Source organism: Blautia luti (assembly GCF_013304735.1).
GTDB lineage: Bacteria > Bacillota > Clostridia > Lachnospirales > Lachnospiraceae > Blautia_A.
On the sequence record NZ_JAAITI010000045.1, the window covers coordinates 1 to 25,504 of the forward strand.

General features: G+C 41.3%; 29 protein-coding genes and 3 pseudogenes. 17 read left to right on the forward strand and 15 right to left on the reverse strand.

The features are described 5' to 3' along the window. Positions 1 to 190 precede the first annotated feature (190 nt). Together G5B06_RS16375 and G5B06_RS16380 are read right to left on the reverse strand one after the other, a co-directional pair. Positions 191 to 1,486: a tyrosine-type recombinase/integrase gene (locus tag G5B06_RS16375; RefSeq protein ID WP_015515233.1), complete on the reverse strand. Its 1,296-nt coding sequence runs from the start codon at positions 1,484 to 1,486 to the stop codon at positions 191 to 193. 160 nt (positions 1,487 to 1,646) lie between these two features. Further along, on the reverse strand, positions 1,647 to 2,276 hold the full coding sequence (locus G5B06_RS16380) for a helix-turn-helix domain-containing protein (RefSeq protein ID WP_015515234.1): 630 nt from the start codon (positions 2,274 to 2,276) through the stop codon (positions 1,647 to 1,649). A 171-nt stretch (positions 2,277 to 2,447) separates the two neighbouring features. On the opposite strand from G5B06_RS16380, the gene G5B06_RS16385 reads away from it, so the two are divergent. The 5 genes and pseudogenes from G5B06_RS16385 (at position 2,448) to G5B06_RS16400 (ending at position 5,864) form a co-directional block, all read left to right on the forward strand. Beyond that, positions 2,448 to 2,678, forward strand: coding sequence for a helix-turn-helix domain-containing protein (locus G5B06_RS16385; RefSeq protein WP_004843519.1), 231 nt, complete (start codon positions 2,448 to 2,450; stop codon positions 2,676 to 2,678). 140 nt (positions 2,679 to 2,818) lie between these two features. Continuing rightward, positions 2,819 to 3,133 (forward strand): hypothetical protein, encoded by a 315-nt coding sequence (locus G5B06_RS16390; RefSeq protein WP_006859613.1) that lies wholly within the window; start codon positions 2,819 to 2,821, stop codon positions 3,131 to 3,133. Then, positions 3,133 to 3,491, forward strand: a pseudogene (locus G5B06_RS19675) (hypothetical protein). Before G5B06_RS16390 ends, G5B06_RS19675 begins: the two are co-directional and overlap by 1 nt. After that, positions 3,461 to 5,182: a MobA/MobL family protein gene (locus G5B06_RS16395; RefSeq protein WP_173688244.1), complete on the forward strand. Its 1,722-nt coding sequence runs from the start codon at positions 3,461 to 3,463 to the stop codon at positions 5,180 to 5,182. The pseudogene G5B06_RS19675 and the gene G5B06_RS16395 overlap by 31 nt, the downstream one beginning before the upstream one ends. Next, positions 5,160 to 5,864: a DUF6040 family protein gene (locus G5B06_RS16400; protein WP_044952226.1), complete on the forward strand. Its 705-nt coding sequence runs from the start codon at positions 5,160 to 5,162 to the stop codon at positions 5,862 to 5,864. Before G5B06_RS16395 ends, G5B06_RS16400 begins: the two co-directional genes overlap by 23 nt. Positions 5,865 to 5,992: 128 nt before the next feature. Here G5B06_RS16400 and G5B06_RS16405 read toward each other — a convergent pair whose 3' ends face one another. The 10 genes and pseudogenes from G5B06_RS16405 to G5B06_RS16450 form a co-directional block, all read right to left on the reverse strand. Next, positions 5,993 to 8,653, reverse strand: coding sequence for an ABC transporter permease (locus G5B06_RS16405; protein ID WP_008707471.1), 2,661 nt, complete (start codon positions 8,651 to 8,653; stop codon positions 5,993 to 5,995). Then, complete coding sequence (locus tag G5B06_RS16410) at positions 8,647 to 9,357, reverse strand: ABC transporter ATP-binding protein (protein WP_008707470.1); 711 nt, start codon at positions 9,355 to 9,357, stop codon at positions 8,647 to 8,649. The genes G5B06_RS16405 and G5B06_RS16410 overlap by 7 nt, the downstream gene beginning before the upstream one ends. A gap of 73 nt (positions 9,358 to 9,430) precedes the next feature. Continuing rightward, positions 9,431 to 10,336: a sensor histidine kinase gene (locus G5B06_RS16415; protein WP_055066700.1), complete on the reverse strand. Its 906-nt coding sequence runs from the start codon at positions 10,334 to 10,336 to the stop codon at positions 9,431 to 9,433. 4 nt (positions 10,337 to 10,340) lie between these two features. After that, positions 10,341 to 11,015: a response regulator transcription factor gene (locus G5B06_RS16420; RefSeq protein ID WP_008707461.1), complete on the reverse strand. Its 675-nt coding sequence runs from the start codon at positions 11,013 to 11,015 to the stop codon at positions 10,341 to 10,343. A 227-nt stretch (positions 11,016 to 11,242) separates the two neighbouring features. Further along, positions 11,243 to 11,482, reverse strand: a complete 240-nt coding sequence (locus G5B06_RS16425; RefSeq protein WP_020994096.1) for a DUF6061 family protein — start codon at positions 11,480 to 11,482, stop codon at positions 11,243 to 11,245. A gap of 370 nt (positions 11,483 to 11,852) precedes the next feature. Then, positions 11,853 to 12,074 carry an MmcQ/YjbR family DNA-binding protein gene (locus G5B06_RS19105; protein ID WP_226815879.1) on the reverse strand — a complete coding sequence of 74 codons (222 nt, stop codon included), beginning with the start codon at positions 12,072 to 12,074 and terminating at the stop codon, positions 11,853 to 11,855. 72 nt (positions 12,075 to 12,146) lie between these two features. Next, positions 12,147 to 13,038 (reverse strand): annotated as a pseudogene (locus G5B06_RS19680) (radical SAM protein). 79 nt (positions 13,039 to 13,117) lie between these two features. Next, entirely contained in the window at positions 13,118 to 13,588 is a 471-nt protein-coding gene (locus tag G5B06_RS16440) for a GNAT family N-acetyltransferase (protein ID WP_173772533.1), read from the reverse strand. Then, positions 13,588 to 15,063: an amino acid adenylation domain-containing protein gene (locus tag G5B06_RS16445; protein WP_173772535.1), complete on the reverse strand. Its 1,476-nt coding sequence runs from the start codon at positions 15,061 to 15,063 to the stop codon at positions 13,588 to 13,590. Before G5B06_RS16445 ends, G5B06_RS16440 begins: the two co-directional genes overlap by 1 nt. Positions 15,064 to 15,083: 20 nt before the next feature. Continuing rightward, positions 15,084 to 15,758: an alpha/beta hydrolase gene (locus G5B06_RS16450; RefSeq protein ID WP_118338790.1), complete on the reverse strand. Its 675-nt coding sequence runs from the start codon at positions 15,756 to 15,758 to the stop codon at positions 15,084 to 15,086. Between the two features lie 241 nt (positions 15,759 to 15,999). Between G5B06_RS16450 and G5B06_RS16455 the strand changes: the two genes are divergently transcribed. Together G5B06_RS16455 and G5B06_RS19685 are read left to right on the forward strand one after the other, a co-directional pair. Beyond that, the gene (locus G5B06_RS16455; protein ID WP_005924668.1) at positions 16,000 to 16,158 is read left to right on the forward strand and encodes a hypothetical protein; all 159 of its coding nucleotides are present in this window, start codon (positions 16,000 to 16,002) and stop codon (positions 16,156 to 16,158) included. Next, positions 16,148 to 16,339, forward strand: a complete 192-nt coding sequence (locus tag G5B06_RS19685; protein ID WP_118512129.1) for a DUF5131 family protein — start codon at positions 16,148 to 16,150, stop codon at positions 16,337 to 16,339. Before G5B06_RS16455 ends, G5B06_RS19685 begins: the two co-directional genes overlap by 11 nt. Here G5B06_RS19685 and G5B06_RS16465 read toward each other — a convergent pair. From G5B06_RS16465 to G5B06_RS16475, 3 genes are all read right to left on the reverse strand, one after another. Continuing rightward, entirely contained in the window at positions 16,317 to 16,487 is a 171-nt protein-coding gene (locus G5B06_RS16465) for a hypothetical protein (RefSeq protein WP_173683925.1), read from the reverse strand. The genes G5B06_RS19685 and G5B06_RS16465 overlap by 23 nt on opposite strands. A gap of 317 nt (positions 16,488 to 16,804) precedes the next feature. Further along, on the reverse strand, positions 16,805 to 17,008 hold the full coding sequence (locus tag G5B06_RS16470; RefSeq protein WP_118512131.1) for a hypothetical protein: 204 nt from the start codon (positions 17,006 to 17,008) through the stop codon (positions 16,805 to 16,807). A gap of 26 nt (positions 17,009 to 17,034) precedes the next feature. Beyond that, on the reverse strand, positions 17,035 to 17,754 hold the full coding sequence (locus G5B06_RS16475) for a hypothetical protein (protein ID WP_173762152.1): 720 nt from the start codon (positions 17,752 to 17,754) through the stop codon (positions 17,035 to 17,037). A gap of 138 nt (positions 17,755 to 17,892) precedes the next feature. On the opposite strand from G5B06_RS16475, the gene G5B06_RS16480 reads away from it, so the two are divergent. The 10 genes and pseudogenes from G5B06_RS16480 to G5B06_RS16520 all read left to right on the forward strand — a co-directional run bounded on the left by G5B06_RS16480 (position 17,893) and on the right by G5B06_RS16520 (position 25,473). Next, positions 17,893 to 18,057: an Arc family DNA-binding protein gene (locus G5B06_RS16480; RefSeq protein WP_005423682.1), complete on the forward strand. Its 165-nt coding sequence runs from the start codon at positions 17,893 to 17,895 to the stop codon at positions 18,055 to 18,057. Between the two features lie 395 nt (positions 18,058 to 18,452). Further along, entirely contained in the window at positions 18,453 to 18,929 is a 477-nt protein-coding gene (locus G5B06_RS16485) for a sigma-70 family RNA polymerase sigma factor (protein ID WP_005423684.1), read from the forward strand. A gap of 82 nt (positions 18,930 to 19,011) precedes the next feature. Further along, a complete protein-coding gene (locus G5B06_RS16490; RefSeq protein ID WP_055057014.1) occupies positions 19,012 to 19,200 on the forward strand; it encodes a helix-turn-helix domain-containing protein in 189 nt (62 codons plus the stop codon). Between the two features lie 57 nt (positions 19,201 to 19,257). Further along, entirely contained in the window at positions 19,258 to 20,169 is a 912-nt protein-coding gene (locus G5B06_RS16495) for a helix-turn-helix domain-containing protein (RefSeq protein ID WP_173762151.1), read from the forward strand. A 1-nt stretch (position 20,170) separates the two neighbouring features. Then, complete coding sequence (locus tag G5B06_RS16500) at positions 20,171 to 21,571, forward strand: site-specific integrase (protein WP_173762150.1); 1,401 nt, start codon at positions 20,171 to 20,173, stop codon at positions 21,569 to 21,571. A gap of 758 nt (positions 21,572 to 22,329) precedes the next feature. Beyond that, a complete protein-coding gene (locus G5B06_RS19110) occupies positions 22,330 to 22,458 on the forward strand; it encodes a replication initiator protein A (RefSeq protein ID WP_243279017.1) in 129 nt (42 codons plus the stop codon). Next, positions 22,459 to 22,794 carry a hypothetical protein gene (locus G5B06_RS16505; protein WP_173762149.1) on the forward strand — a complete coding sequence of 112 codons (336 nt, stop codon included), beginning with the start codon at positions 22,459 to 22,461 and terminating at the stop codon, positions 22,792 to 22,794. Further along, positions 22,778 to 24,304: pseudogene (locus tag G5B06_RS16510) on the forward strand (SpaA isopeptide-forming pilin-related protein); the annotation flags it as partial. The gene G5B06_RS16505 and the pseudogene G5B06_RS16510, both read left to right, overlap by 17 nt. Positions 24,305 to 24,348: 44 nt before the next feature. Beyond that, entirely contained in the window at positions 24,349 to 24,969 is a 621-nt protein-coding gene (locus G5B06_RS16515) for a site-specific integrase (RefSeq protein WP_303009954.1), read from the forward strand. 252 nt (positions 24,970 to 25,221) lie between these two features. Next, positions 25,222 to 25,473 carry a hypothetical protein gene (locus tag G5B06_RS16520; RefSeq protein ID WP_244092714.1) on the forward strand — a complete coding sequence of 84 codons (252 nt, stop codon included), beginning with the start codon at positions 25,222 to 25,224 and terminating at the stop codon, positions 25,471 to 25,473. Positions 25,474 to 25,504: the final 31 nt, after the last annotated feature.

Genomic DNA, 25,504 nt, shown 5'->3' on the forward strand with positions numbered 1-25,504 from the left:
TGGAAAAAGCAGAAAACTATGATGGTGAAATTCCGCTTTTTTAAGTGTAACAATTCAAGTTTGCCGAAATATCTTTCTAACTTTCCCTATTTTACAGGCTTTCCAGCCTGTGCATTAGCGAAACGATATGTATTTTCCCTTATTTTTGCCCTTATGAGATAATCGTAAGGGAAATAAGGGAAAGTTTTATTTAGTCGTTGCCTGCCACTTTATCAAGTAACTTTGCGGATTCCCGCTTGGCTTTTCTTGTGGAATGGGCGTAGACATTCATTGTGGTACTGACATCTGAGTGTCCTAACAGTTCCTGTACATCTTTCGGAGCTGCTCCATTTGCCAGAAGGTTGCTTGTGTAGGTGTGTCGCAACTGGTGAAAATGAAATCCTTCAAATCCATCCAGTTTCTGAGCAATCTTCCTGCAAACAATTCCTAACGTGCTTGGCAGTTCCAAACTTCCATCCGGTCTTAAGCAGACAAAGGATATTTCCTTATAATCTTCTGGAACATTCTCTGTTCCGTCCAGATGATAGAACTCATAGTAAACTCTGTTTTTGTCTTTTACTTCTCTGTAGTAGTTTTTGTGGTAAAGTTCTCCGTACTGCATTCGGTTTTTAAGTTGTTCCTTTCGGGCATTGCGAAGAATCTCTGCCAGTGTATCTCCAAAATCAACAATCCTTACCTTTTTTCGTTTGGTTGGTCCGATGATATTCTTGTGCCTTGAACCATCATATCGGATACTGCGTCTGATTGTAAGGCACTGTTCTTCAAGATTCACATCCTGCCATGCCAGACCACAGGCTTCACCGATACGAAGTCCTGCATAATAAGCTATCTGGATTGGAAGTATTGCCGGTGGATTGTAATTCTGTAGAAATTCAATCAGTCTTTCATAATCCTCTCGTGGAATTGGCTGTATATCGCCATCCATGTCATCATCGGAAAACAGGTCAACCTCATCCGTCTGGTATTTCAGCTTAATATACTGCATCGGATTGAAAGTGATATATTGCTTTGGTGATACTGCAAATCGGAATGACTGCTGTAATACTGCCGAGAAAGAACGAATGTAATCTTTGCTGTAACCTTTTCTTTCTGAACCATCTGGATAAGTGCCACCAAAGGAAAGCAGATCGAAGAAGGCTTGTAAATGCTCAGATGTTACATTTTTCAACTTTCTCTCTGAAATTGGATGCTTCTTGATGCTGGTAATAGCACCGAGGTAATTCTGGACTGTCCCATTACTGAGCGTACCGGTCTTTAATTCTTCCTCTGCCCATATATCAAGTAATTCTCCAATTGTAATATTTTCCGACTTTGCAATGAATTTCTTGCTTTCGTAATCGTCCATTGCCTGACGGAGCAGTTTTTCCGTTTCACTTTTGCTTTCTGTTCCAGCGTATTCTTTCTGAACCAGATTGCCGCTTGCATCTTCTACATAGAAGCGGTAGTACCATTTCTTTCCTTTTTTTCTTACAGATCCTTTTGCCATAATCGTGTGTCTCCTTTCGATATCAGACAATCGGAACTGATGAAATGCTTCTTGCGTGTAGGCATCTTATGGACAAGTCCATAAGCCAATTCGCCGCTCGTCAAATCTGTAAACAGCCTGACTTGCTCGTGCTCATTGTATCATAACTCCGGTTGTCGTTCTATACCGAATCGGAATCATCATACAAAACTTCTGATAAAAGATTTTCAAGCCTTTGTTCTGCTATTTCCGGTTTCTTGGAATAGAGCCTTACAATATCTGCCATATCATTAAAGGCATTAACGGTATGGGTGATCTCCCGGAGAAACATAATCTCGTTATATTCATCATTCGATTCAAATCCCATTGCCTTTGCAATATCCGCTTCATTCGTGTTGCCCTTGTAATTCTTGCAGGCAAACTGGAATGATTCCAGAAACAGGTTATATTGCTTTAACATCAACAGCAGTAAATCTTTGGAAAAAGCATCTTCCTTTTTACTAAGGTCGAGAGGTAACTGTTTGAGAATATCGCCCATTGCATCACGAATCTGTAATTCTTTCTTATCCGTAATATCGGTTTCGTATTCATCGGTTTCCCCCTTGAGCCATTCAATAGATACATGAAGTGCTTCCGAAAGACCTTCCAGCACCATCTTTTTGGTATTGTCAATCGAACCATTCTCATAACGCAGGATTGTGGAAGCGGTAACTCCCATCTTCTCTGCAACATAAGGCTGTGTCAGATTTAATTCCAGACGACGCTGTTTTGCCCTGCTACCTATCAGCTTGCGTAGTTCTTTATCTTTCATGCTGATTGCCTCCTTTTTCGGTATGTATGAATTATAGCATTGTTTTTCCGAAATTGCAATATGCAATGCAATATTTATTTTTAACATTTCGTAACGCTTGACAAAAAGATGTGAAAAGGATATACTTACATCACAGGAATTGCATAATGCAATTTATAAGGAGGTGATTATATGACGCAAAGAAAAATTGCATTATCCATCGAAGAAGCTGCCGACTATACGGGAATCGGCAGAAACACCTTAAGACAGCTTGTAGAATGGAAGAAACTTCCGGTATTAAAGGTTGGTCGTAAAGTCCTGATTAAAACCGATATTCTGGAAATGTTTATGGAAGCGAATGAAGGTCGTGATTTGAGGGATAGAGGAAATGTAAAAGCCGTAACAAGAACTGCGGCAAATTAAAAAGGCGGCTTCCCAAGAAACCGCCAAAGGTTCTATCAGACCGAAGCCATGATATACCTACACGCAAGAAGATTATACCATGTGCTTCTTCTGATACGCAACCAAGAACTTATGTTTGTGAAGGAAAGGAGAATGTAAGAATGGCAAAATCAACAAAAAGTTATGAAGCACGAATGCTTGAAATGGAAAAGAAAGAGCAGGAAAGCCTTGAAAAGGCGAAACGATATGCGGCACAGAAGAAAGAACTTCTGAAGCGAAAGAAAGCCGAAGAAAGTAAAAAACGAACCCATAGGCTCTGTCAGATTGGCGGTGCGGTGGAATCCGTTCTCGGTGCGCCTATTGAGGAAGAAGACATCCCAAAGCTGATTGGTTTTCTGAAAAGGCAGGAAGCCAACGGGAAATTTTTCTCAAAGGCAATGCAGAAAGAAGTCAATACCGATATGGAGGAAGTGTAATGGCGGAGGGGATGAGTTTTTCATTCCCTTCATTGCTTTTTCATGAAGGGCGCACTTATGGACAACCAGAGGTCGTCCCAATAAGTTTGCCACAAGTGGCAACCGGTCTGCGTTCACGCTTGCCGGGCTCGTTCCGTCGGCGGGGCTTTCAGCCAGACCTGCTCATGCCGCAGGAGGCACTCTTCGCCAGAGAGGCGCATTCCATGCAGGCTGCTATGCGCAGGGCACTCTTACGCAGAGGGCGTTCCGGCAATGCTGCTTTTCCTAAAACCGAAAGCAATGTTGCCGGAAATCTATGCCGGATGTGCAGAAAGGAGGAATCCAGACATGGCGATTTTTCATTACACAGTCAAAATAGTCGGACGAAGTAAAGGGAAATCTGTTATCTCCGCTTCCGCATATCTCAATGGGGATGTGATGAAAAACGAGGAAACCGGGAGAATCAGTTATTACACTTCTAAAAAAGAAGTGGTCTACACTCGGCTGATGATGTGTGAAAACGCACCTCCTGAATGGCAGATAGTACCAGAAGAAAATATAAAACGCTTTCAAAAATCTGTCCGATACAAAAGATCAGAAGATAAAGAAGCTGCTTTAGAAAAATTTAAAATCACATTTCAGAAACAAAGGTTATGGAATGAGGTATTGAAGATTGAAAAAAATGCAGATGCCCAACTTGGCAGGTCATTTGAATTTGCCCTTCCCAAAGAATGGAACAGACAGGAACAAATTCAATATACAACTGACTATATTCAAAAAACTTTTGTAGATAGAGGAATGTGTGCTGATTGGAGTATCCACGATAAAGGGGATGGCAACCCCCATGTCCATCTGCTTCTGACTATGCGTCCTTTTAACCCGGATCATTCTTGGGGAAAGAAAGAAGTCAAGGATTGGGATTTTCTCAGAGATAAAAACGGAAATATCGTGATTGATGAATCCCATCCGAACTGGTGGCAGGATAAGAAAAACCCTGACCGTCATGGAATCCGTATCCCTGTATTAGACGAAAACGGAATTCAGAAGATGGGTGCAAGAAACCGCCTGCAATGGAAACGGGTGCTGACCGATGCTACCGGATGGAACAATCCAAAAAATTGTGAACTGTGGCGGAGTGAATGGGCAAAGGTGTGTAATGAACATCTTCCTTTGCATAATCAGGTCGATCACCGTTCTTATGAAAAACAGGGAAAACTCCAGATTCCTACCACCCATGAAGGCGCTGACGCAAGAAAGATTGAACAAAAGTTTCTTGCCGGGCAGGAAATAAAAGGTTCGTGGAAAGTAGCGGAAAATCAAATCATAAAACAACAAAACACGTTATTGCAAAAGATACTGGACACCTTTGGAAAAGTATCGGGTGCATTATCATTATGGAAGGAGCGATTAAATGACATTAGAAGAAAGCCGGGAAATTATACCCTTAATGGAATCCATGATTGGGCAAATCGAAGAACAGCAGACCTTAATGGCAGAAATGATTCTGGAAATGCAGAACCGGGACACCCAACTCTCTCTTATGCAGGAACAGAATCAGAAATTGCAAAAATTAAACAGCGAGTTATCCGAGCTGCTCAACATTTTGCCAAATACCGAGGAACTGCTTTCCAAGATGGAAGAACAGAAAACGAAGATAGAACTTTTGGAAAACGAAAATCAGCAATGGCAGAAATTGGCACAGACTCTGAACAGCGAAAACAGTTTATTGCTGAAACAGAACACCGAATTGCTGAACTGGAACAGCAAATAAGGAAAGGACGTGATATAGATGAACGAATCCAGAGAATCAAAGAACGCCGAACAGTTGGAAGAACTTCTGCTCTTGACCGAGGAGATACAAGAAGAACTGGAACAGAAAGACCAGCTTATCGAGGAACTGAAGACGCAGCTCAGCGAATCTCTGACCTTGAACGAGAAATTAAACAAAGAGAACAAAGCCGGGAATATTCAAGCATTAAAGAACGACTTGAAGCTGGCAGACAGAGCATTGCAGATCGAGAAAGAGAAGCTGCGAAGCGCAAACGTCATGATCGGGGAATGTCAAGATAAAATACGATGCTTAACACAACAACGGGATTATGCCCGGACACATCAGAAAATCGTAGAGATACCGGTAGAAAAGCCGGTACTCTATGAAAAATGTGAAGCCTGTGACCGGACAGACTATCAGAATGCAAAAGCAAAATACGAAACACAAAAAGAGCGACTTGCAGGACAATATAAAGCAAAAACGGTAATGTTCCAAACAACCTTGTTCCTTCTTGCATGGTATTCGCTGACAACCACTCTTTTTCAGGCAGTACAGTCAGATGTGCTCCTTTCCGATTGTAAATCATTCTTCCATGATGCAGCGTCATTCATACAAACTTTTATCGGATGGACGATTGATGCTGGGCAATCTGTGGCACAGATCAGTACAAAAATTCCCAATGCGTTTATAGCCGGAATCATATATTGGTTATTGCTGATATTAGTTGTTGGAATATACGTAGCAGGAACAGGGATACTTGCGATACTGATAGAAATAAAGATTATAGAATTATATAAGAAAAACTGTTGGGATGTTATTACTCTACTAATGATACTGACAAGTGCTGTTGTCATCATTTATTTTGGAGAATCAATCAAAAAAGTAATGCCCATAAATCTTTTGTTTCTTTTATTATTTATACAGGGAATATATCTTGGAATCCGGTGTTATCTGAACACTCTTTACTGGACAAACCGATAAAAGAAAGGGCGGCAGTATTTTACTGTCGCCCTCTGGTTACTTATAAAGATTGGGTATTCTCTCTAATTCTATTGCTATATCCAATGATACTAACCACTAAAGAAATTCTAAAAATCCTGATTATAAATCTATCTTCTAATCTCACTTATGATATTCTCTTTTCCCATCTTCCAAGCCGGAAACATTACTGCCACTACTGCAATCACTACATTCAGCACCATAATTCCATTCAGAACCAGATTCGGAATATTAGTAGTATAATGTAAAAACTGCAGCACATGAGCCAGATAATAATTCATCACTCTGCGAAGAACTCTGTTATAAATAAGATAGATAAATACATCCGCCAACAATCCATACAGAATACCTGTCTGTAAAATCATCTTGTAAAATCCGCCGTCCGTAATCCCTATTGCTCTGATAATCCCGTACTCTCTTCTTCTGGTCAGAATCGTATGACTCATGCTGTTTACGATATGGAACAGGCTGATAATCAGCAGAATCACTGCAATACTGGAAAAGAAGATCTGCTGCTGTCCAAGATAACCTTTCTGTGTTGCAATTGCGGTCGTATAATCCTGCAATACTGCCTTGGGAACATCTCGGATTACTTGTAATAACTGATTGCTCACGATCTTTGCATCCGCACTATCAGCCGGCGATGCATTGATAAAACTATAATCTGTAATTCCAAAGTTTTCTTCCATCTGTTCGCCTGTCATAATCACACTCTGCGCATTTTTCCAGACTTCTGTATTCAGAAAATCTTTCTCCTGCGCCAACGGTCTGTTTACGATTGCCGCAATCTCAAACTCTTTTTCAATATAGTTTTCTTCGCCACTTTGGAATTTTAACAGTTCATCTGTATAGTTTTCTGTCTTTGGTACTCGAAGAGTAATGGTATCGCCCGGCTTCTTTCCATAAAAAAAGTAATTTCCCTGACCGTCCATATTCGCCGTCACAATCACTTGATTATTATTCTTTATTGTTTCCGGCTGAATCTCTCCCTCCAGAATAAAATCCCGAAGCTGTTCTATCATCGCTTCATCGTAACCGTACACATTATATTTAATCCGATAATTTCCATCTTCCTGCTGCTTACAGATCCCATCATATCTCTGGATATAATACGGCTCCTGATTTTGATATTTGAAATAGTCACTCCATTCTTCTTCTGACAAAAATTCGTTTTTGGAAATCTGTAATTCCCCCATCGTATACTTTGTCGCATATACATTCTCTGTTTCCGGCATGTTTTTAATCTTATCTGCTACCGCCTCCGGAATCGTATCCTTCAGCGAGTCAGATTTTAAAGAAATACGGTACTCAGAACCAAGCCCATCATCCGATATCAGCGAAAGTTCTGCGTGAACCTTCAAATTTTCTACCATATAGGTGGTACATAAGAAAATGCAACCGCCGATAGACAAGGATAATAAAATCCCTATTACCTTTCGTTTATTGGCAAACATGAATTTCCGCACCACTACATTTGCCATATTAACATTTCGCATAGCGTATATTTTTCTTCTTTTTACAAAAGAAGTATCTCCACTCATCACAGTTTTCAGCGAATCTTTCCGCATGGAACGAACCACGAGAAAGGCAACGAGTGCTAACGAAATCAGTAGAAATACAAAACCAAACACAACAGCTTCCTTTGAAACAAAAAACTCTACTGTATTTTCTCCTTCTGCTAACGTATGGTCCGCAACAGAAAGACCATTCCCTGCTCCACTGATTCCTTTTCCACCAAATACACCGCTAAATTTCTGATACATAAGGCTTAAAACACCATTTCCTAAAAGACATCCTAACGGATATCCAATGAAAAATAACGTCCAAAGTTCCAAAAGTAAGGTGCCACCAATCTGCGCTTCACTGATACCTAATGTCTGTAATATTCCGTACTCAGAAGTTCTCTTCGATACAGAAATACTGAATACGCTGTAAACTACGAAAAGACTGAACAGACATAACAGGAAAATCATTCCGTTGTAAGCCAGATTGTAGTCGCTCTGCAATTTCAAAACGATATAAGTGAAGTTTCCTTCTTCTTCAAACAGACCAAATTTCACGATTTCAGAAATGCTGCTTGGTGCTTCTCCGCCAAGATACTGTATTACTTCATCATTTTCTGCTACCGATTCAGAAGATAATTTATGTTCCTGTAAAAAAGCATCCAACTGTTTATATAACTTCTCATCTTCATTAAAACTGAGATATAAAAACGTCTGGCTTCCTCGACCTTTAAAAGAATCACTTACAAAAACTTCCATTTCACTGGAACTTGCCGCCCATTCGCTTTTCAGAACACCAGTAACAATATACTCTTTTTCACCAATGCGAAGGGAATCTCCTAAATTCCCTGAAAATCCAAGATTACTAAGCACAAATCCATCCGCTGCAATTTCATTTTCTTTCTCAGGGAATGTTCCTTCCAACAAGTCTCTGTGTGCCATTTGACGATAAGTTTCATCGGCATGGATAAAACAGATCATAAATTCTTCTGCCACAACGTCACGGATTTCCATTTTTCCACACTGTTCCAGCGTATATCCTTTTCCTTTCTCACCGCTTTCTACAGAATTAAAAAGTTCCTTATCCGTTTCAATATAATAATGCCAGTCTCCGTAAATAGTTTTGCTGTTCGCCAGATCACTTTTCTGACTGCTGTAAATCAAAGAAGAAATCCCGGAAAGCAATGATGCTGTTAATAAAATACTTGCAAAAATTGCAAATGTCTGGCTCTTGTAATACCGCATATATTTCCATGCCAGCTTTAACATACGACATCACCGCCTTTTGCCGGAAATCTTCTCTTTCCTGTAACAATCTGACCATCTTCAATATGAATTACTCTGTCGCAAGTCTGTGCAATGGCTTCATTATGCGTTACCATGAGAATCGTCTGATTGTACTTACGACAACTCGTTTTTAATAACCCCATAACCTCAATGGTTGTGGCTGAGTCCAAATTACCTGTCGGTTCATCGCAAAGCAGGATACTCGGTTTATTTGCCAAAGCTCTGGCGATTGCAACTCTTTGCTGCTGACCGCCGGATAATTCGTTTGGATATTTCTTGCGTTTCTCCCAAATGCCCAGTTCCCGCAACAATTCTTCGATATATTTGCGGTTAATATGTTTTCCACAGTCAAATGTAACCGGCAATGCCACGTTATCATACACATTCAACACAGGCATTAAACTATAATTCTGGAATACAAACCCTATATTTCTTCTACGGAAAATCGTCAGTTCTTTTCTTGAAAGAGAACCAATCTCTTTATTCTTTATAAAAATCTGTCCACTTGTCGGATTATCCAGACCACCGATTAAATTAAGACAAGTAGATTTGCCTGAACCAGATGTGCCTACAATGGCAACAAACTCGCCTTCTTCTACTTTTAGATTGATATTCCGTAGTGCCTTTACCTGATTATCTTTTTCTCCATATATTTTCTCAACATTTCGTAATTCTAAAATACTCATCCGTCATCACTCCTCTTTTCTTGATACATCCAGTATAACTGCCGTATCTTGCAATTTCTTTACAAACGGATGATTAGTTCTTACAGTTTTGTAAGAACACAGAAAAACAGCTTCCCTTTCCATACTCGGAATCTACCGTCATATATCCTTTTTCTTTTTCCAAAATCAGATTAGAAAGATACAAACCAATCCCAGAACCTTCCATATTCTCAACTTCTGGGCTTCTATAAAATCGTTTGAATATATCGGTCATTTCCTCCTGCCGGATACCACGCCCATTATCTGCAATCTGAATCTCTGTGTATAAATCATAACTTTTTACACAAATGGAAATAGTTCCTCCTCTATCGGTGTACTTAACAGCATTTTCCAACAAATTTACAAATACTTCTGCTGTCCATTTTCGATTATGATACAGTAATCTGTCCTCAAATGGTTCCAATGTAAAGTTGATTTCCTTTTTTTCCAGTTTCTCATAAAGCGTATCTACTGCGTCTAAAATCGTCTGCTTGATCCCTATTGCTTTTCCTTCAAAGCCATCAATATTTTGCTCCAATTTTACCATCTTCGATAAAGACTCCACAATCCAACTCAGCTTGTCAATCTGTCGTTGCATTTTTTCAGAAAACAATGTTTTCCGTTCTGATGTAATTTCCTCTTTACTTAAGATTTCTGCATAGAGAGAAATATTCGCTAAGGGCGTTTTTAATTGATGAGACATATTAGATACCAGACTTTTCACCTGCTCTTTTTCTTGTTCGGCACTATTCACGTGATTATCAAGCACTTCCTGTATCTGCTTGATTTTACTGACAAGGGCAGAATATTCTCCTTCTTCCACATCAGAAGCTGCAATCATTTCCCGATTTAACACACTGTCCAGCAAACGGTCAATCAGGCGATATGTTTTTCTTTTTTGATATATGCTATATCCAATCGACAAACACAAAAGCACTGCTAAAAGTATCGTAATCCACATCTCTTTATTCCTTCCAGATATATCCGATTCCATGAACTGTTTGAATCCATTTTGGTTTCGATACATCATCCTCTATCTTTGTACGAAGCCTGCTGATATTCACAGACACCGTATTGTTATCTACATATTTTCCATCACTATCCCATATCTTCTCTAAAATCTGCTCCTTAGAAAGGATATGATTCTTATTTTCAATCAAATACACCAACAGACGGTATTCCAATTTGCTAAGAGAGATTTCTGAACCTCTTTTATATACTTTACAAGTACTCTGGTCTATGCTTAATGAACCTGTAACAATCTTTGTACTTTCAGATTTTTCTTGAAGTATCCGCTTCATTCTTGCTTTTAATACACCCAGAGAAAATGGTTTTGACAAGTAATCATTTACCCCTAATTCTAAAGCCTTTATCTCATCCATTTCTGTATCACGAGCAGTCAGCATAATGATTGGGATATTGCTGTAGCTACGAACTTCTTTACAGAGTTCAAAGCCCGTTCCGTCCGGCAGGTTACAATCCAAAAATACAATATCATAACCACCGTTTGCGATTTCTTGTAAACCATCCTTTTTTGTCCCTGTCTCTGTCACATCATATCCATCACCAGAAAAGGAGAAGGAAAGTCCCTCTCTCAAATCAACATCATCTTCAACTATTAGAATTTTATATTTTTCCATCATGTATTTCCTTTATTGCTTCATATCAAATTACTGCTTTTTACTTCATATTTCATTATACAGTAACCACCCTCGTTGTAAAGCAAAAAGCAAGCCATTTCAGACTTGCTTTCCACCATACAGTTTTAAAAATTAAACTCTATTGTAAAATGCGTATTAGCAATCATCTTGCATCTTAAGAACCCTCAAGAAATGAGATAGATCTACAACAATATTTCACTTCTTGCTTAATAAAGTTCTAATGAATCTTCTGCATCCACCCACATCTGTAAATTGCCATCAAGATATAATCTTGCATATTCCAAAGGCTCATCCACAGCCAATGAAGTAAGCGCACATTCTGATCCATATGTGGTTTTTAAATTTTTTTCAGCTTCCCAGCAATCAATGCGAAGCATATATCCGGCACTTGTGTAAACATCAATACTATCGTGGTTTATGTTGTATTCTGCATAAATTGTTCTCATCGTATCTTATCTCCATTTTCTTTTGATAATCAGTTATAAAGTTAAATATCGAAAACATTTCAATCAGTTCACCATGTCGTTATTGTTATATGTTATATTGTGTTATGAAATTTTCTTTCCCTTAATTTTTCCCATATTAAGGTTCATAAAAACCAATGGGAGAATGTAACACAAGGGAAAGAGTAAGGGAAAGTTCACTTGCTACAAACTTAGTATTTTCAAGGGTTTGCGAAGAATTTGATAATCAAATATAACAGTTATTAAATTTCCTAAAATATGTGAAATATCAACTGGAATTTATCAGTATCTCTTTTTGCATGTTTTGGGTATCGTTGCTTCATAACTCATATCAAGCAACATTTTGATTTTGTCATCTGATACGCTGCACATCCAGTGCAACAGTAATCCAGCTATCCTTGCTCATGTGATACGCCGGGAAGAAGCCGGGTTCCTCTCGTAGTGTGCCAATCAGAATTGGGTCACATTTGAAATCGACCACTTCCAGCATTTCTTCGCCTTGCAGCCCCAGCTTGTTCTTTGGTACATCCATAATCAGAGCAAACCACTTCCGATTATTACAATGCCGGAACACCTCATAATTCGGATATTTGAGCCACGGATAATCTGTCTCGGCGTTATATGTCTGATTCTAATTCTGCGCGTTTCATAACCTCACCTCTACAACTTCTAGCTTTCTGCATGTTACTATATAGTTTTGATTACCTGTTCTTCTGCATTTTGGCCGAGGGATAATCTCTTCGTTGAAAAAATAATTGACCACGATAGGCGGATCGTTGAACGGGCGTTTGATGGAATCATCATCCTGGACATACAGTAGCCCTTCCTCTTGGCAAAACTGCCGCATCTGCGCATCCAGCATTGACCAGTAGCTGCGTTCTTTTTTATTGTAAATGGTATCGTACAGCGGCAGCAGGTCTGGATGTTTTTCCGTTATATAGTCAAAAATCGTTTTCTTATAACCGCCCCGCAAGTTTAGGTTTTCCAGCCAGACCAAATTACATTGATTCTTCGCCCGGTGGATGATGGAGGGCAGGTCGGTGAGGCCGGGGAAAATCGGCGAGATAAAGCAGGTGGTGCGCACACCAGCATCATGGAATGCTTTCATAGCGGCCAGCCGCCGCTCAATGCTCACTGCATTGTCCATATCAGCGCGAAAATCTTCGTCCAGTGTGTTTGATCGACCAGGATACCCGCGCATTGGGGAATGTTTTAATGAGGTCAAGGTCACGCAGCACCAGGTCAGACTTGGTAGCAATACTGAGGCTACATTCACTGCCCTGCATCTGCTCCAAAATGGCGCGGGTGCGGCAGGCGGTTTCCTCCAGCGGCTGATATGGGTCGGTCACGTAACAGAGAAACAGTTCTTTCCCTGCATACCGCTCCGGGTGTTTGATTTCCGGCCAAAATTTAACGTCTATGAACTCTCCCCAGGGCTCCGGGTGATTGGTAAAACGCTTCATAAAAGATGCGTAGCAATATTTGCAGCCGTGGCCACAGCCCACATAAGGATTGACCGAATAATCACTCACAGGCAAATTGGATTTTGTGAGGACGCTTTTTACTTCAACGTTTCAGATGATTAGCTCCATTGTATGTATGCTCCTTTGATTTTGCTTATTTTTCACGGGACAGTTTCATCATATCCTTCATATCGGCAAAACCGATTGTTTGATACAGCGGCCTGCCTTTGTTTGAGGTTTCAAGATAAATTTTTGAAATATGCCGCTGACGAGCCTGCTCTACAAGCCACCTGACGATTCTGTTCCCTATGCCGTGTCCGCGAAACTGCGGCCGGGTATAAATGTTCATCAGGTAGGCACATTTCCCGTTTAGATTGTCCGGTGAGGGCATCTCATGATAGAGGCATATCCCGCCGCAGCCGACGATTTCCTTCCCTACGTAGGCAAAGCAGGCAATATGTCCGCCCTGCGGCAGTTCTGTTTGATAGTAGCGGCGATTTTCCGATTCCAGCTCTGTTACAGACCGCTCCGAGGGGATGGAGAATACCTCATGCAAGACTTCCATTCGCCATTGCATCAATACATTCAGGTCCTGGATCGTGGCCTGCCGGATCTGAATCTCCATTATAATGCCCCCGCTTTCATTACCACCGGCAGTTTCGACACATCCGGCTTACCGTTGACATTCAAAGGAATCTGCTTCATCTTCACAAAGAACTCTGGGATCATAAAGGAAGTCAAATTTTCAGACAGTTCTTTTTTTACTTCCGAGACTTTCAGCTTATTGTCGGAAGGCACCACATAGGCGGTCATATAGGACAGTCCATCCTCGTCTGTAAAAGCCCGGACAATAGCCTGCTGCACATCCTTGCACCGATAGAGCCGGGACTCCACCTCGGCAAGTTCCACCCGCTTGCCGTAAATCATGATTTGGTCGTCCTTGCGGTGCAGGAATGCAATGTTGCCATCCGGCAGGATATAGCCCAAATCGCCGCTGCGGTACATGGTGCTACCGTCCGGCTGCCGCTCAAAAGCTCTGTTTTCCTCGGCATGGTCGCCAATGTAGCCCAGAGATACACCGCCGCCATAAATGCAAATCTCACCCGTCTGCCCTTTGGCAACCTCGTTGCCAGACTGATCCAGAATCCTGATTTGCGCACCTAGTACAGGATGACCGATGGGATAGGTACCGTCCTCCAGCACAGTTCCACTATTACAACGGTAATAGGAGGCGCAGACCGTTGTCTCGGAGGGGCCGTAGGTGTTGTAAACCTCTGCTTTGTTCAGCAGGTGATCCACATAAACGCCCCGCAACACATCGCCGCCGCTGATAAGCAGCCGCAGAGAGGACGGAATGACAGACAGGTGGTTCATTTCTGCCAGCAGATACGGAAAGCCGCTGATCATAGTCACATGGTGGCGTTCCACAAAAGCCATCAATGCATGGATGTCGGCCTTATCCTCGCCAGCGGGGATGGCCAGAGCGGCACCATTCAGCAGACTGGTGAACACTTCCTCCACAAAGATGTCAAAAGAACAGACGGAATATTGCAGCATGACATCACCGGGGCCGGGATGGAACTCGTTGGCAAAGGCACGGACATAATGGCAAACATTGCGGTTGGTGACACAGACACCTTTGGGCCGCCCGGTGGTACCTGACGTATACAGCACATAGGCGGGGCGTTCCGGGTCTTCGATGGCGTTGCGCTTCCAGGAGGGCGTCTCCACGCCGCAGATCTCACAATCTGTATAGCGGATGGGGAAACTGCTCAGTTTGGGCGCAAAGGCGTGTTCCGTCAGCACAAAATCCACCTGTGCCTCGGTCATCATGTCATGGATGCGCCCGGTGGGAAAATCCGGCTCGGCTGGGACATATCGGCCGCCGCATTTGAGTACCGCCAGAATCGAGGCAATCATCTCGGTTCGGTGACGCATGACGATGCCGATGCTGTGTACTTCCTGCGGAAAGCTGCACGTGATCATATCCACCATGTTGGACAGCTCTCCAAAAGTCATGGCGCGGTCGTTTTCAATGATAGCCGGGGCATTTTCATGTTCTTTAACTACTTTCTGAAAAAGCGAATAAATCGTATCCATCGTTTTATCTCCTTGTCGGTTTATCTATTTAATATCCAGTGAATGCCAGCCGCTGTGCGCTTGTTGCACGCCTGATAGTGGCTGCCACTGTTCAGTACGAAGGTGGTTTCGATGCCTTTCCCGTGGCACAGTGTTTCTATCTCCTGCGTATTCTGCTGCACAACGTTCAAAATCGGATTATCGGTGGAGCTCTCCTTGTCTCCGAGAGAAAAATACAGACAGTCAGGTTTGCGCTTCATCTCATGGGAGCACACATATTCCATGATGCCCTCAAACCAGAAGGAACCTGACATACTCGCTGCGCGGGCAAACACATCCGTTTGGTAGAGAGCGTAGAGGGCGAACAGCCCGGCCAGCGAGTAACCGGCGAGGCCCCGCCAGGCGGGCGCACCGGGAAGGAGCGCTTCCGCTTCCGGCATAATTTCATCCAGAAGCAGTTTCAGGTAATCATCCGCACCCCCGGTGCAGGGCGTATCGTGTTTAGAGATCGGCCCCATATACCACGGTGTCATGTCATGATCCCATTTCAGCTTACTGACCGCCACCAGACAGAAATCTGGGCAGCCGAGCGCCATCAGGTTTTTATACACACTGTTAACGGCATTGGAAAAGGTGTTGAGATAGATAACTGGGCTGCCCGGCTTTGCGCTTGGGTATATGTCCACTCTTTTTTGTTCTATGGTTAAAGAAGTCACCTTGTTGCCTCCTCTCTTGACGATTCATTGTATAAATATTGTACGGTATCCGAAAACGAAAGCAAGTACGCAGAAAGTTCGTACATAGTATCAAACTACTGACCAAGGCTATAAACAGGAGGAAGTAGCCGTTGGCGATGTTGTCTGTCTATATGTTACGGCCCCGGTTTCCGCTGTTCTATATCGGTGCGAAGCTACAGAAGTCAATATTCCTTACCATTATGATGATGGCAACGTACATATGAACCATGTGATGAGATTGAAAAAGCTGGATCAGTACAACCCGTCTTTTCTCCCGTTTGAGAAGCTGAAAGCCTATGGGATTGGTGCGGTACGTGGGCCACGAAGAATGCCTCACAGTCTGATTTGCGAACTGGAAAGGAATCGGTATGAGCAGTGATATTTGGAATCCCTGGCATGGCTGCCGCAAATACAGTGAGGGCTGTGACCACTGCTATATGTACTATCTGGACAATGAACGGGGCAAATCAGGCGGGGAAATTTATAAAGTCAAGACAAATTCCGATTTCTCAGTTTCAAAAACTAGAAGTTGTATCATCACGTATCTTTATCTTTTTTAGAAGAAATAGGACTGTCAGATATAGCAAGAGATATACCCAGACATATACCCACTCCAATTCCAACAACCTTGCTGTTTAAAACAATACTCCAAAGTATTGCTGTTGATATTCCGATGCTGACTCCTTTAATTATACTTTCGCTTTTCATAAGCTTTGTCCTCTAAATTAGCACTTCAAATCGTTTTCTTTATTCTATCACAGCTTCTATTATTCCGCCATCAGTCTTTCAAACCAAGTATCCATGACAATGATGAACTGGCTCGCTCATGGCCATTCTTGCAACATTCCATCCAAAGTATTATGATTCACATAATGCTTATGTTATCATAATTCGGTTTAAATTGCTATAAATAGCCTTATCTCAATAATAGAAAACCCCAGAAATCATTAAGATTCCGAGGCCTTATGTTTGAACATATTTACCTTTTAATTTATGTAACAAATAAAATTTTGATTGACCTTTTGTTAATATGAATCAATCATCTGCATTAGCTTCTTATAAAATTCATTTCTATCGTTGTAAATTTTTTCCAATTCTTTTTCTGTAAACAGTGCATAGGCTCTATCAGGAACAGCTGTCAAGCCATCGCAGCTAAATGGTATGCGCCGCCCACCCCTGAAAATGGCTGCTTCCCAGTATTTTTTTCTAAAATATTTAATTATTCCCATATAGTATCACCTCTTTCCCATATTTGTTATTGACGTTCTGGCAAGTAAAATACTTCTGTTCTTACTATATTATCATCAAAATCCATTTCTACATAATAGTCTCGGACAAAATATGCTCTCCAGTAATCTTGTAGTGAGTAAATTTCCAATGTCTTGAAATCAACTATGCACAATGGAATAGCTTCTTTATTTTCTCCGTCCGTCTTTCTGTATTCTAATGAAGCTGCAACTTTACTTAGGCAATTCTGGCATAAATGGTTTTCTAGCATGTTAGTATCAATTTCATAATTTTCCGGCAACGTCACATCTATGCTTGCCATACCACGGCTTGGAGTTCCGTCTGAAGAATAAGATATTTCACCTGTATTCCCAGAGAGGAATGAAGTTGAAGTAGCACTTTCTACCTCATTTCCATTTTCATCGTAATTTTTCAGTGGAAAATCAATCACATACCAGTCATTCAGCGAGATCAATCCAATAGTGTCAAAGTTTCTAAAGTAGCTCATCAGGCTTTCTTCCGCATTTCCGCATAGATAACATTCTGATGTGTTTTCCAGGGATGAGCGCAGATCGTCAAAAGTTACATCAATGTCAGCACGGTGTTTAGTAGATACTGGTTGGGAAGATGTCTGCTCATGGGCAGAGGCATAATATGCGATGATCATGGAGATAACAATTATGACTGCCAGAATGGAAAGCCAGAAATAATCTATTCGGATTTGATAATATCGCTTTTCTTTCTTCATATTTTTGATGCTCTCTCCTAATAATAAAATATAGTGTACTTAAAACAAGTTCATTTGAACCATTTTACCATGTTTTGTACTTAAAATGTACTTGTATTATGAACTTATTTTGTACTTATCAAATGGAGAGGAAGCCATATGGAAAAAGATAAACATCTTGGTCTTCGGATTGATTCTGAGACGCACGGAAAACTGAAAAGTCTTGCTGAATTTGAGGGGCGTTCTATCAATGGAGAAGTGCTGTATCTGATTCGTCAGGCGATTGCTCAACATGAGAAAAATCATGGCACATTAAATAAATAGGAAGATCATACATCGGGCTGGTGAGTTCCGGTGTATTTTTATGCCAATTTAAAAAGTATCAAATGATGATACTTTTAGAGGAATCAGTGATACTTTACGGCAGGTATTTGAGATACCCTTGATACTTTGGACTGTTATACTGATTATGCTGGAAATAAAAGAACAGCAGGAAAACTTCATATGATTATTAGAAAAGCTCTTTCGGGTTAGCACCTCGGAGGGGCTTTTTTTGTTGCCCTGAAATTTTGATTTCCGGCCAATAAGCCACAGGTCTGCCTGATCTGGTGGCCTGAAAGGAAATCAGTACGCATGATCAGAGACATCAGAAGGAGCCGGTCTCCTCCGCTCCTGAATTTGGAACACGCAACAGATTTCAAATTCAGGAGGAACGGACGATGTATGTAGAGCATCCATATAAATTCAATGACAAATTTTATGCAAAAGTTGATGGGAAATTTTATGAAATAACCAGAGAGGTAGCCAAGGCAATGCTTTCCGCTTACCGTAATGAGATTTACAGAAGTAAAAAGTGGCAACCAGAAGATCCGGAAACCATGACAAGAAAAACAAAGTGGACGGAGCTGTTGGATTGTGTTTTCAGTGAGAATACAGATGGAATCGGAGTGCAGGATTTACCGGATGAGGGACAGCGGAGCGTAGAAGATCTGGTAATTCTGCAGGCTGAATCAGCAGAACTGCATCAGAATATCGCAAAGCTGTCAGAACATGAGCAGTTTATTATCAAATCCATCTACTTTGAGGGCATGAAGCAGGTAGAACTGGCGAAAATACTGGGAATTTCAAAGGTTCGGATGTCTCAGAAGGTCAGCGCAATCTTAAAGAAAATGCGGAAAATGTATGAAATGGGTTAAAGAGTGGGAACGGCACTCTTAACTTTTTCACGAGTTTTGTATTTAGAAATAAAATCAAAACAGATAGAAAGAGAGTGAAAATATGGCAGAAAAAAGATGTTATACGGTGAAAGATTTACAGGAAATGCTGGATGTAAGCAGATCAACGGTCTATAAATTGCTGAGACAAAATGAGTTCCGTTGGATTCAGTTAGAAGGCGGTGGATACCGTATTTCCAAGAAGAGTTTTGACGAGTGGCTGGATAAAGGAAATGCTTCTGTGACATCCTAAATTTTTTGCGAATTGTGAGATATGATTTAAGAAAAATGAATGGGAGGAGCGTGAAACATGGCAGTGATACAAAGAGTTGGATCACCGGCAAAACCCCGAAAGTGGATGAGTGTCCACGAGATGGGGGATATGTTGGGATTAAAGAAGACAGATCGTTACTGGCTGGTTCATAAAAACTATTTTCGGACAGAAACATTGCTTGGAAAGATGAGGGTTGAAATTGCCAGTTTTGAAAAGTGGTATGCCAATCAGGACTGGTATCACAAAGTCAATGGGGAAGCACCGGGAAAAGAGTTGAGGCTCAGATCTTATTCCCCAAAAGAAATACAGGAAATGCTGGGGACGGACAACGCAACGGTATATGAGATATTGAAGAAAAACAATATTGAGACAATTACAGTGAATGAAAGAATGCGAGTGCCGACGGATGCTTTCTGGGACTGGTATCACAGCCAGTCCAGATACCGTACACAGGAAGATCGTAAGAAAGATGCAGCTGCAGAGGCAGCCAGTCTAAGTATGCCGGAAATGGCCCGGCTGCTTGACGTTCCACGAAGTACCGTATATGGAATCCTGAGCAGTAAAAAATATGCCCCATTGCTGGACGTCATTGTAATTGCCGGATGGAGAAGGGTGACAAGGGAGAGCTTTGAGCGATTCTTGCAGGCACAGGATACCTATGAGCTGTTTAATTTTGAATATGAAGAATTGGAACTGGAAGAAAAACGGGAATATGAGAATTATAAGCGAAGATGCCTTGCAGAAGCAGATCACAGCCAGGAGAAAAAACGTCTGGAGTATCTGACAGTGCCGGAAGCGGCAGAACTGGCAGGAGTGGAGCCTGCAACTATCGCTTTTTGGTATACAACAGGAAAAATACCGATTCGGAAAACAGGAAAGATTATTCGTATTCCAAGAGAAGCGTTTAGACAGTGGTTATTGAAGCGGAAGGAAAAGGGGGTGGTATAGCATGGCTTCGATACAGAAGAAAAATAACAAATATTGTGTTGTATATTACTGTAAAGATATAGAGGGAAAATGGAAACAGAAATGGGAAACGTATGATACGAAGAACGAAGCTAAAATAAGAAAAGCAGAAATCGAACTGAAAGAAAAAAAAGGCGGTATCATCGTATCGAACTGTAAGACGTTGCAGGATCTGATAAATGAGTATGTCGAACTGTATGGAAAAGACAGGTGGGCATTGTCTACCTATGACGGGAATATGTCATTGCTGAAGAATTATATATTGCTTATCATTGGGAAAACTCCACTGACGGATATCAATACCAGATTTCTAGAGATTTACTATAAGACGCTGACAAAGACGCCATCCGTTCCAGACTTGAACGGAAATATCAGAAGCGAGTTCGTATCTACCAGTGTAATCCGTGATGTACATAAGCTGCTGAAGAGTTGTTTTAATCAGGCTGTGAAGTGGGATATCATGGAGAAGAATCCAGCATTTAAAGCGACGGTACCAAAGCATAAATCAGAGAAACGGGTAATATGGGATGCAGAGACCTTTGCATATGCTCTGGATGTGTGTGAAAATGAGTGCCTAAAATTGTGTATGAACCTTGCCTTTGCCGGTTCTCTTCGAATAGGAGAACTACTGGGGCTTACCTGGGACTGCGTAGATATATCAGAAGAAGCGATCAAAGAAAACCGGGCGTATCTTTATGTAAATAAGGAAGTACAGAGAGTCAGCAAAAAAGCGTTAGAGGAATTAGACCAGAAAGATGTGATCGTCATATTTCCAGAGGAGCGGAAAACGAATAAGACGGTACGCATTATGAAAACACCAAAAACAGAAAGCAGCGTGCGGAAAGTGTTTTTACCCAGGAGCGTAGCTGAAGAACTGATTGCATGGAAAGCACAGCAGGAGGAGATAAAGGATATTTTGCAGGAAGAATACCAGGACTATGGCCTTATCCTTGCTACTGAATATGGACTTCCAAGGGGCGGTGCGTATATCAGAGATTCCCTGAATAAGCTGATCAAACAACATGATCTACCACAGATTGTGTTTCACAGTTTCCGGCATATGAGTGTTACCTATAAGCTTAAGCTGAACGGCGGTGATATAAAGGCGGTACAGGGAGATTCTGGTCATGCACAGGCAGATATGGTTACAGAAGTATATTCGCATATCATAGATGAAGACAGACGGCGCAATGCGACACTGTTGGAAGATTCCTTTTATAACAGGAAGAATCTGAATCCGCAGATCCATGATACCGAAAAGAGGACGATGATGGAAGTTCCAGAAGGAGTGGACGCAGAGTTACTTGCAAAAGTTCTCAGCAATCCGGAAATGGCTGTGTTGCTGACATCATTAGCAAAATCAATGCAAGGGGAACATAATTAGGATAAAAGCAGACCGGTGGAGAGCAAAATCTCTGCCGGTTTTATTTATGAGATCAAATCAGAGCATGTGAGAAAAAAGAGGTAAAATAGTGGTCAAAGCATCTTGCGTAAATGGCGGTATCTGATGTATAATTTAAAAGAAATCTGACAAAGAAAATAGTGTATCACATATTTCATTTCCCGCTTTTAAATGGGCAGGATAGTTGGATTTTATGATTTGAAAAATTATAGATGGAGTTGGCGCTTTATATTAGAAGCGTACAATCATTTTCTCAGAAAATGTAAAAATCCAGAATAATTTTCAATGATCTTATATGAACAGAAATAGTCTGGGAAGGCACTTTTTTACTGGACTTATAAATGAATAGGTTGTCTCTGTTGGACTAGTCTGAACCTGCATAAAAGTTGCTCCTAAGCGAGGGGTCGGAGGTTCAAATCCTCTTGGCGACGGGCTTCAAAGCGTTCGAAAATGTTAGCTGGATTAGCTGACAGCGAACGCTTTTGTTATTTTCTAATCACGTTCGTGACACAAAATTCCATTCAAAATGATCAATTTCCAGCTAACGCAATCCGATTTTTGTTAGCTGACAGCTAATCAAAATTACCGGTTTGCAAACATGGGTTTTAAGAAGTCCAGCTAACATTTGGGTTTCGCTCCGTTGTCACCCCTCATTCGGGGATGTAAATCAGAGAAAAGGCGGGAAAAGAAACAATCTCTCCCAAACCTGCAAACATGAATTAGCTGAAACAGTATTCAATATGAATGGCTGGATAGATCAGAATGATACTGCCTATGTGGTTTATCCGAAAAGTGAAATGAAGAAGCATCTGAATGCTTCCAGGTATCGTGTGGATATGGCGTTGGAAGAGCTGGAAAAATGTGGATAAATGGTTGTGGTGACGCAGCCGGATCCCGGAAGGCCCTGTCAGATCTATGTAAAGGATATTACAGGAAATCATGAGAAAGATATGGAGGAAAATGCAATGTGTATGATGATGAAAGATTCAAATGATAAGAATAAAGAGCCAATGATGGGACCGTGTATGGGAATTCCTGGAATGCATGGAGTAGCAATTTTCTTTGATCCGGAAGAATTTATGAAGGCTTTTGAGGATGAAGAAAAAGAGACCGATGCCAAGATGGAGGAAGACGATTCTGAGGCATATTCAGAAGAAGACGAAGCGGATGAGGAGAATCCGTCTGAATCAGATCAAAAAGAATGAGCCTACAACCTTTGAATTTACAAAATCAGATGTGACAACAGGCGTAGAACTGGATGGCGCAACACTGACTGTACTGGATAAGGATGGCAACACAATCGACAGCTGGACTTCCGTAAAGAATCAGCCACATGTGATCAAACGCCTTGTTGTGGGTGAGACTTATATTCTTCGTGAGGAATTTGCTCCTTACGGATATCTGAAAGCAACAGATGTAGAGTTTACTGTAAAAGATACCGCTGATGTGCAGAAAGTGGAAATGAAGGATGAGGTTCCGAAAGCACTTCTGATCATCAATAAGAAAGGCCAGTTCTTGGATAATGTAACACTTGTTGATAATCTGAAAGGTACGGTAGAGCATATCTTTGAATATATCACAGGTTCTCTTACCAAAATAACCTTCGAGATCTATGCCGCAGGGGACATCAAAGCAGCAGACGGTGTCAGTGCAGATTACTATAAAGCAAATGAATTAATCGGTACCATTACAACGGATGAAAACGGTATTGCCCAGATGGGAGATCTTCCGGTAGGAAAATACTATGTGAAGGAAGTTGAAACTGCTCATGGCTATGTCCTTGACAGTGAACCTCGTTATGTAGACTTAAGCTATCGTGATCAGGATACACCGGTCGTAACTTACGATGAAGACTGGCAGAATAACCGTCAGAAAGTATCTGTTAATGTACTAAAGAAAGGAAAAGATACCGAGCGTGTACTGGAAGGTGCTACTTTTGGACTCTTTGCTGCAGAAGATATCGTATCTGCATCCGGTAAAGTACTGATCGAAGCAGATGAGATCATCGAACTGAAAGCAACAGACGCCAGTGGCCAGATCAAATTCATTGCTGATCTTCCGGTTGATGGCAAATACTATGTGAAAGAGCTATATGCTCCGGACAGTTTTGTTAATACAGAAGAGAAAAAGGAATTTACCTTCGAATATGGTGATGAAAAAGAACCATTAATGGTTTATAACTTTACTTTTGAGGATGAACCAACAACTGTAGAGATCACAAAGTCAGATCTCACTACTGGAAAAGAACTTCCTGGTGCGCATCTGAAAGTCACTGACAAAGATGGCAACGTGATTGATGAGTGGACATCCACAGAAGAAGCACACGTGATCAAAGAACTTGTGGTCGGTAAGACTTATACGCTTACTGAAACAAAACCTGCAGATGGCTATGTGACTGCAGAAAGCATTGAATTTAGCATTGAGAATACTGCAGAAGTGCAGAAGCAGGAAATGTTTGACGATGTAACAAAGGTAAAAATCAGCAAGACGGATATTACCGGTGATGTGGAGATTCCTGGTGCGAAGCTTACAATCCTGGATAAAGACGATCAGGTCGTAGAAAGCTGGATTTCCACAAGTGAGCCACATTACGTAGAGAAGCTGCCGATCGGTAAATACACTCTTCGTGAAGAACAGGCTCCTAAGGGCTTTATCCTATCCAATGATGTGACTTTTGAAGTGGCAGATACCGGAGAAGTTCAGATGGTAGCCATGAAAGGGTAGATAAAGCAGCGATTCAGGAACTGCATGGAAAAGATGTGATTCTGGTATTCCCGGAGGAGAGCAGAAAGAACAAAACTGTACGTGTACTGAAACTTCCGAAGACGGAGAGCAGTATTCGTAAAGTATTTCTTCCAAAATCAGTAGCGGAAATGCTGGTAGAATGGAAGAAAGGTCAGGATAAGATCAAGGAAACACTGGGAGAGGAATACATGGATTATAACCTGGTGATGGCAACTCCGTTTGGTCTGCCAGTAGGAACTTCTTCTATTCGTAAGGCCCTGAATAATCTGATCAAAGAGCATAATCTTCCACCGGTTGTGTTTCACAGCCTTCGCCATACAAGTGTCACTTATAAGCTGAAGTTAAATGGCGGAGATATCAAGGCTGTACAGGGAGATTCCGGTCATTCACAGATCAATATGGTTACGGATGTGTATTCTCATATTATTGATGACGACCGCAGGAAGAATGCAGAGCTCTTTGAAGAAGCTTTTTACGAGAAAAAAGATCTGGATCCGAGTATGCATGCCCATGCTGCCGGCAAGACTGTTGAACTTCCAACGGATGTTGATGCGGAATTATTAGCCAAGGTTCTTTCCAATCCGGAAATGGCAGCACTTTTATCTACCTTGGCTAAATCCTTGGAGAAAAAATAGAGAGAAAGAGTTTGATTGTTATATGTGGTGAAATGGTAGCCAAGTTGGCTACCAATGATGATAAAAAAATCTATTCTACTGGCATCGTCCCCATCATTTAAAAAGAGTTGATAAAACTGGAAATCCACAATACAAAATGATATTCTTTTTTTTCTGGATGTTTCTGTGATATACTTATACGCGGTCGTATCAGACCGGAAAGGAAATATTATGTTACAAAAATTATATGTTTTTTTCAGGAAAGAAACCGTTTTGTCAATTGCAGTGATCCTGGCGCTTCTTTCTATGTTCTGGGTCAGACCGGATAAGGCTTATTTTACTTATATTGATTTCAGGACTCTCGGGCTCCTCTTCTGTTTGATGGCAATTGTAGCTGGTTTGAAGGCTGTTGGTGTTTTTGATATACTCGCCAAAAAATTGCTGATGGGAACATCGGGAACTGTGGGTGTGATCAGGCTGTTGGTACTCTTATGTTTCTTCGAGAGTATGAAACTTTTTCTGTAAAATAATGTTTATAAGGTTCTTCTATGATACA

Coding starts and splice junctions, on each gene's coding strand:
- G5B06_RS16415 (WP_055066700.1), bottom strand. CDS start 10,336: ATGTGGATTACGATACTTTTAGCAGTGCTTTTGTGTTTGTCGATTGGA.
- G5B06_RS16410 (WP_008707470.1), bottom strand. CDS start 9,357: ATGAGTATTTTAGAATTACGAAATGTTGAGAAAATATATGGAGAAAAA.
- G5B06_RS16465 (WP_173683925.1), bottom strand. CDS start 16,487: ATGAAAAGCGAAAGTATAATTAAAGGAGTCAGCATCGGAATATCAACA.
- G5B06_RS16425 (WP_020994096.1), bottom strand. CDS start 11,482: ATGAGAACAATTTATGCAGAATACAACATAAACCACGATAGTATTGAT.
- G5B06_RS16375 (WP_015515233.1), bottom strand. CDS start 1,486: ATGGCAAAAGGATCTGTAAGAAAAAAAGGAAAGAAATGGTACTACCGC.
- G5B06_RS16400 (WP_044952226.1), top strand. CDS start 5,160: ATGATCGGGGAATGTCAAGATAAAATACGATGCTTAACACAACAACGG.
- G5B06_RS16485 (WP_005423684.1), top strand. CDS start 18,453: ATGTATGTAGAGCATCCATATAAATTCAATGACAAATTTTATGCAAAA.
- G5B06_RS19685 (WP_118512129.1), top strand. CDS start 16,148: ATGAGCAGTGATATTTGGAATCCCTGGCATGGCTGCCGCAAATACAGT.
- G5B06_RS16390 (WP_006859613.1), top strand. CDS start 2,819: ATGGCAAAATCAACAAAAAGTTATGAAGCACGAATGCTTGAAATGGAA.
- G5B06_RS16395 (WP_173688244.1), top strand. CDS start 3,461: ATGGCGATTTTTCATTACACAGTCAAAATAGTCGGACGAAGTAAAGGG.
- G5B06_RS16470 (WP_118512131.1), bottom strand. CDS start 17,008: ATGGGAATAATTAAATATTTTAGAAAAAAATACTGGGAAGCAGCCATT.
- G5B06_RS16420 (WP_008707461.1), bottom strand. CDS start 11,015: ATGGAAAAATATAAAATTCTAATAGTTGAAGATGATGTTGATTTGAGA.
- G5B06_RS16445 (WP_173772535.1), bottom strand. CDS start 15,063: ATGGATACGATTTATTCGCTTTTTCAGAAAGTAGTTAAAGAACATGAA.
- G5B06_RS16380 (WP_015515234.1), bottom strand. CDS start 2,276: ATGAAAGATAAAGAACTACGCAAGCTGATAGGTAGCAGGGCAAAACAG.
- G5B06_RS16385 (WP_004843519.1), top strand. CDS start 2,448: ATGACGCAAAGAAAAATTGCATTATCCATCGAAGAAGCTGCCGACTAT.
- G5B06_RS16505 (WP_173762149.1), top strand. CDS start 22,459: ATGGTTGTGGTGACGCAGCCGGATCCCGGAAGGCCCTGTCAGATCTAT.
- G5B06_RS16490 (WP_055057014.1), top strand. CDS start 19,012: ATGGCAGAAAAAAGATGTTATACGGTGAAAGATTTACAGGAAATGCTG.
- G5B06_RS19110 (WP_243279017.1), top strand. CDS start 22,330: ATGAATGGCTGGATAGATCAGAATGATACTGCCTATGTGGTTTATCCG.
- G5B06_RS16500 (WP_173762150.1), top strand. CDS start 20,171: ATGGCTTCGATACAGAAGAAAAATAACAAATATTGTGTTGTATATTAC.
- G5B06_RS16480 (WP_005423682.1), top strand. CDS start 17,893: ATGGAAAAAGATAAACATCTTGGTCTTCGGATTGATTCTGAGACGCAC.
- G5B06_RS16455 (WP_005924668.1), top strand. CDS start 16,000: ATGAACCATGTGATGAGATTGAAAAAGCTGGATCAGTACAACCCGTCT.
- G5B06_RS16440 (WP_173772533.1), bottom strand. CDS start 13,588: ATGGAGATTCAGATCCGGCAGGCCACGATCCAGGACCTGAATGTATTG.
- G5B06_RS16405 (WP_008707471.1), bottom strand. CDS start 8,653: ATGTTAAAGCTGGCATGGAAATATATGCGGTATTACAAGAGCCAGACA.
- G5B06_RS16495 (WP_173762151.1), top strand. CDS start 19,258: ATGGCAGTGATACAAAGAGTTGGATCACCGGCAAAACCCCGAAAGTGG.
- G5B06_RS16475 (WP_173762152.1), bottom strand. CDS start 17,754: ATGAAGAAAGAAAAGCGATATTATCAAATCCGAATAGATTATTTCTGG.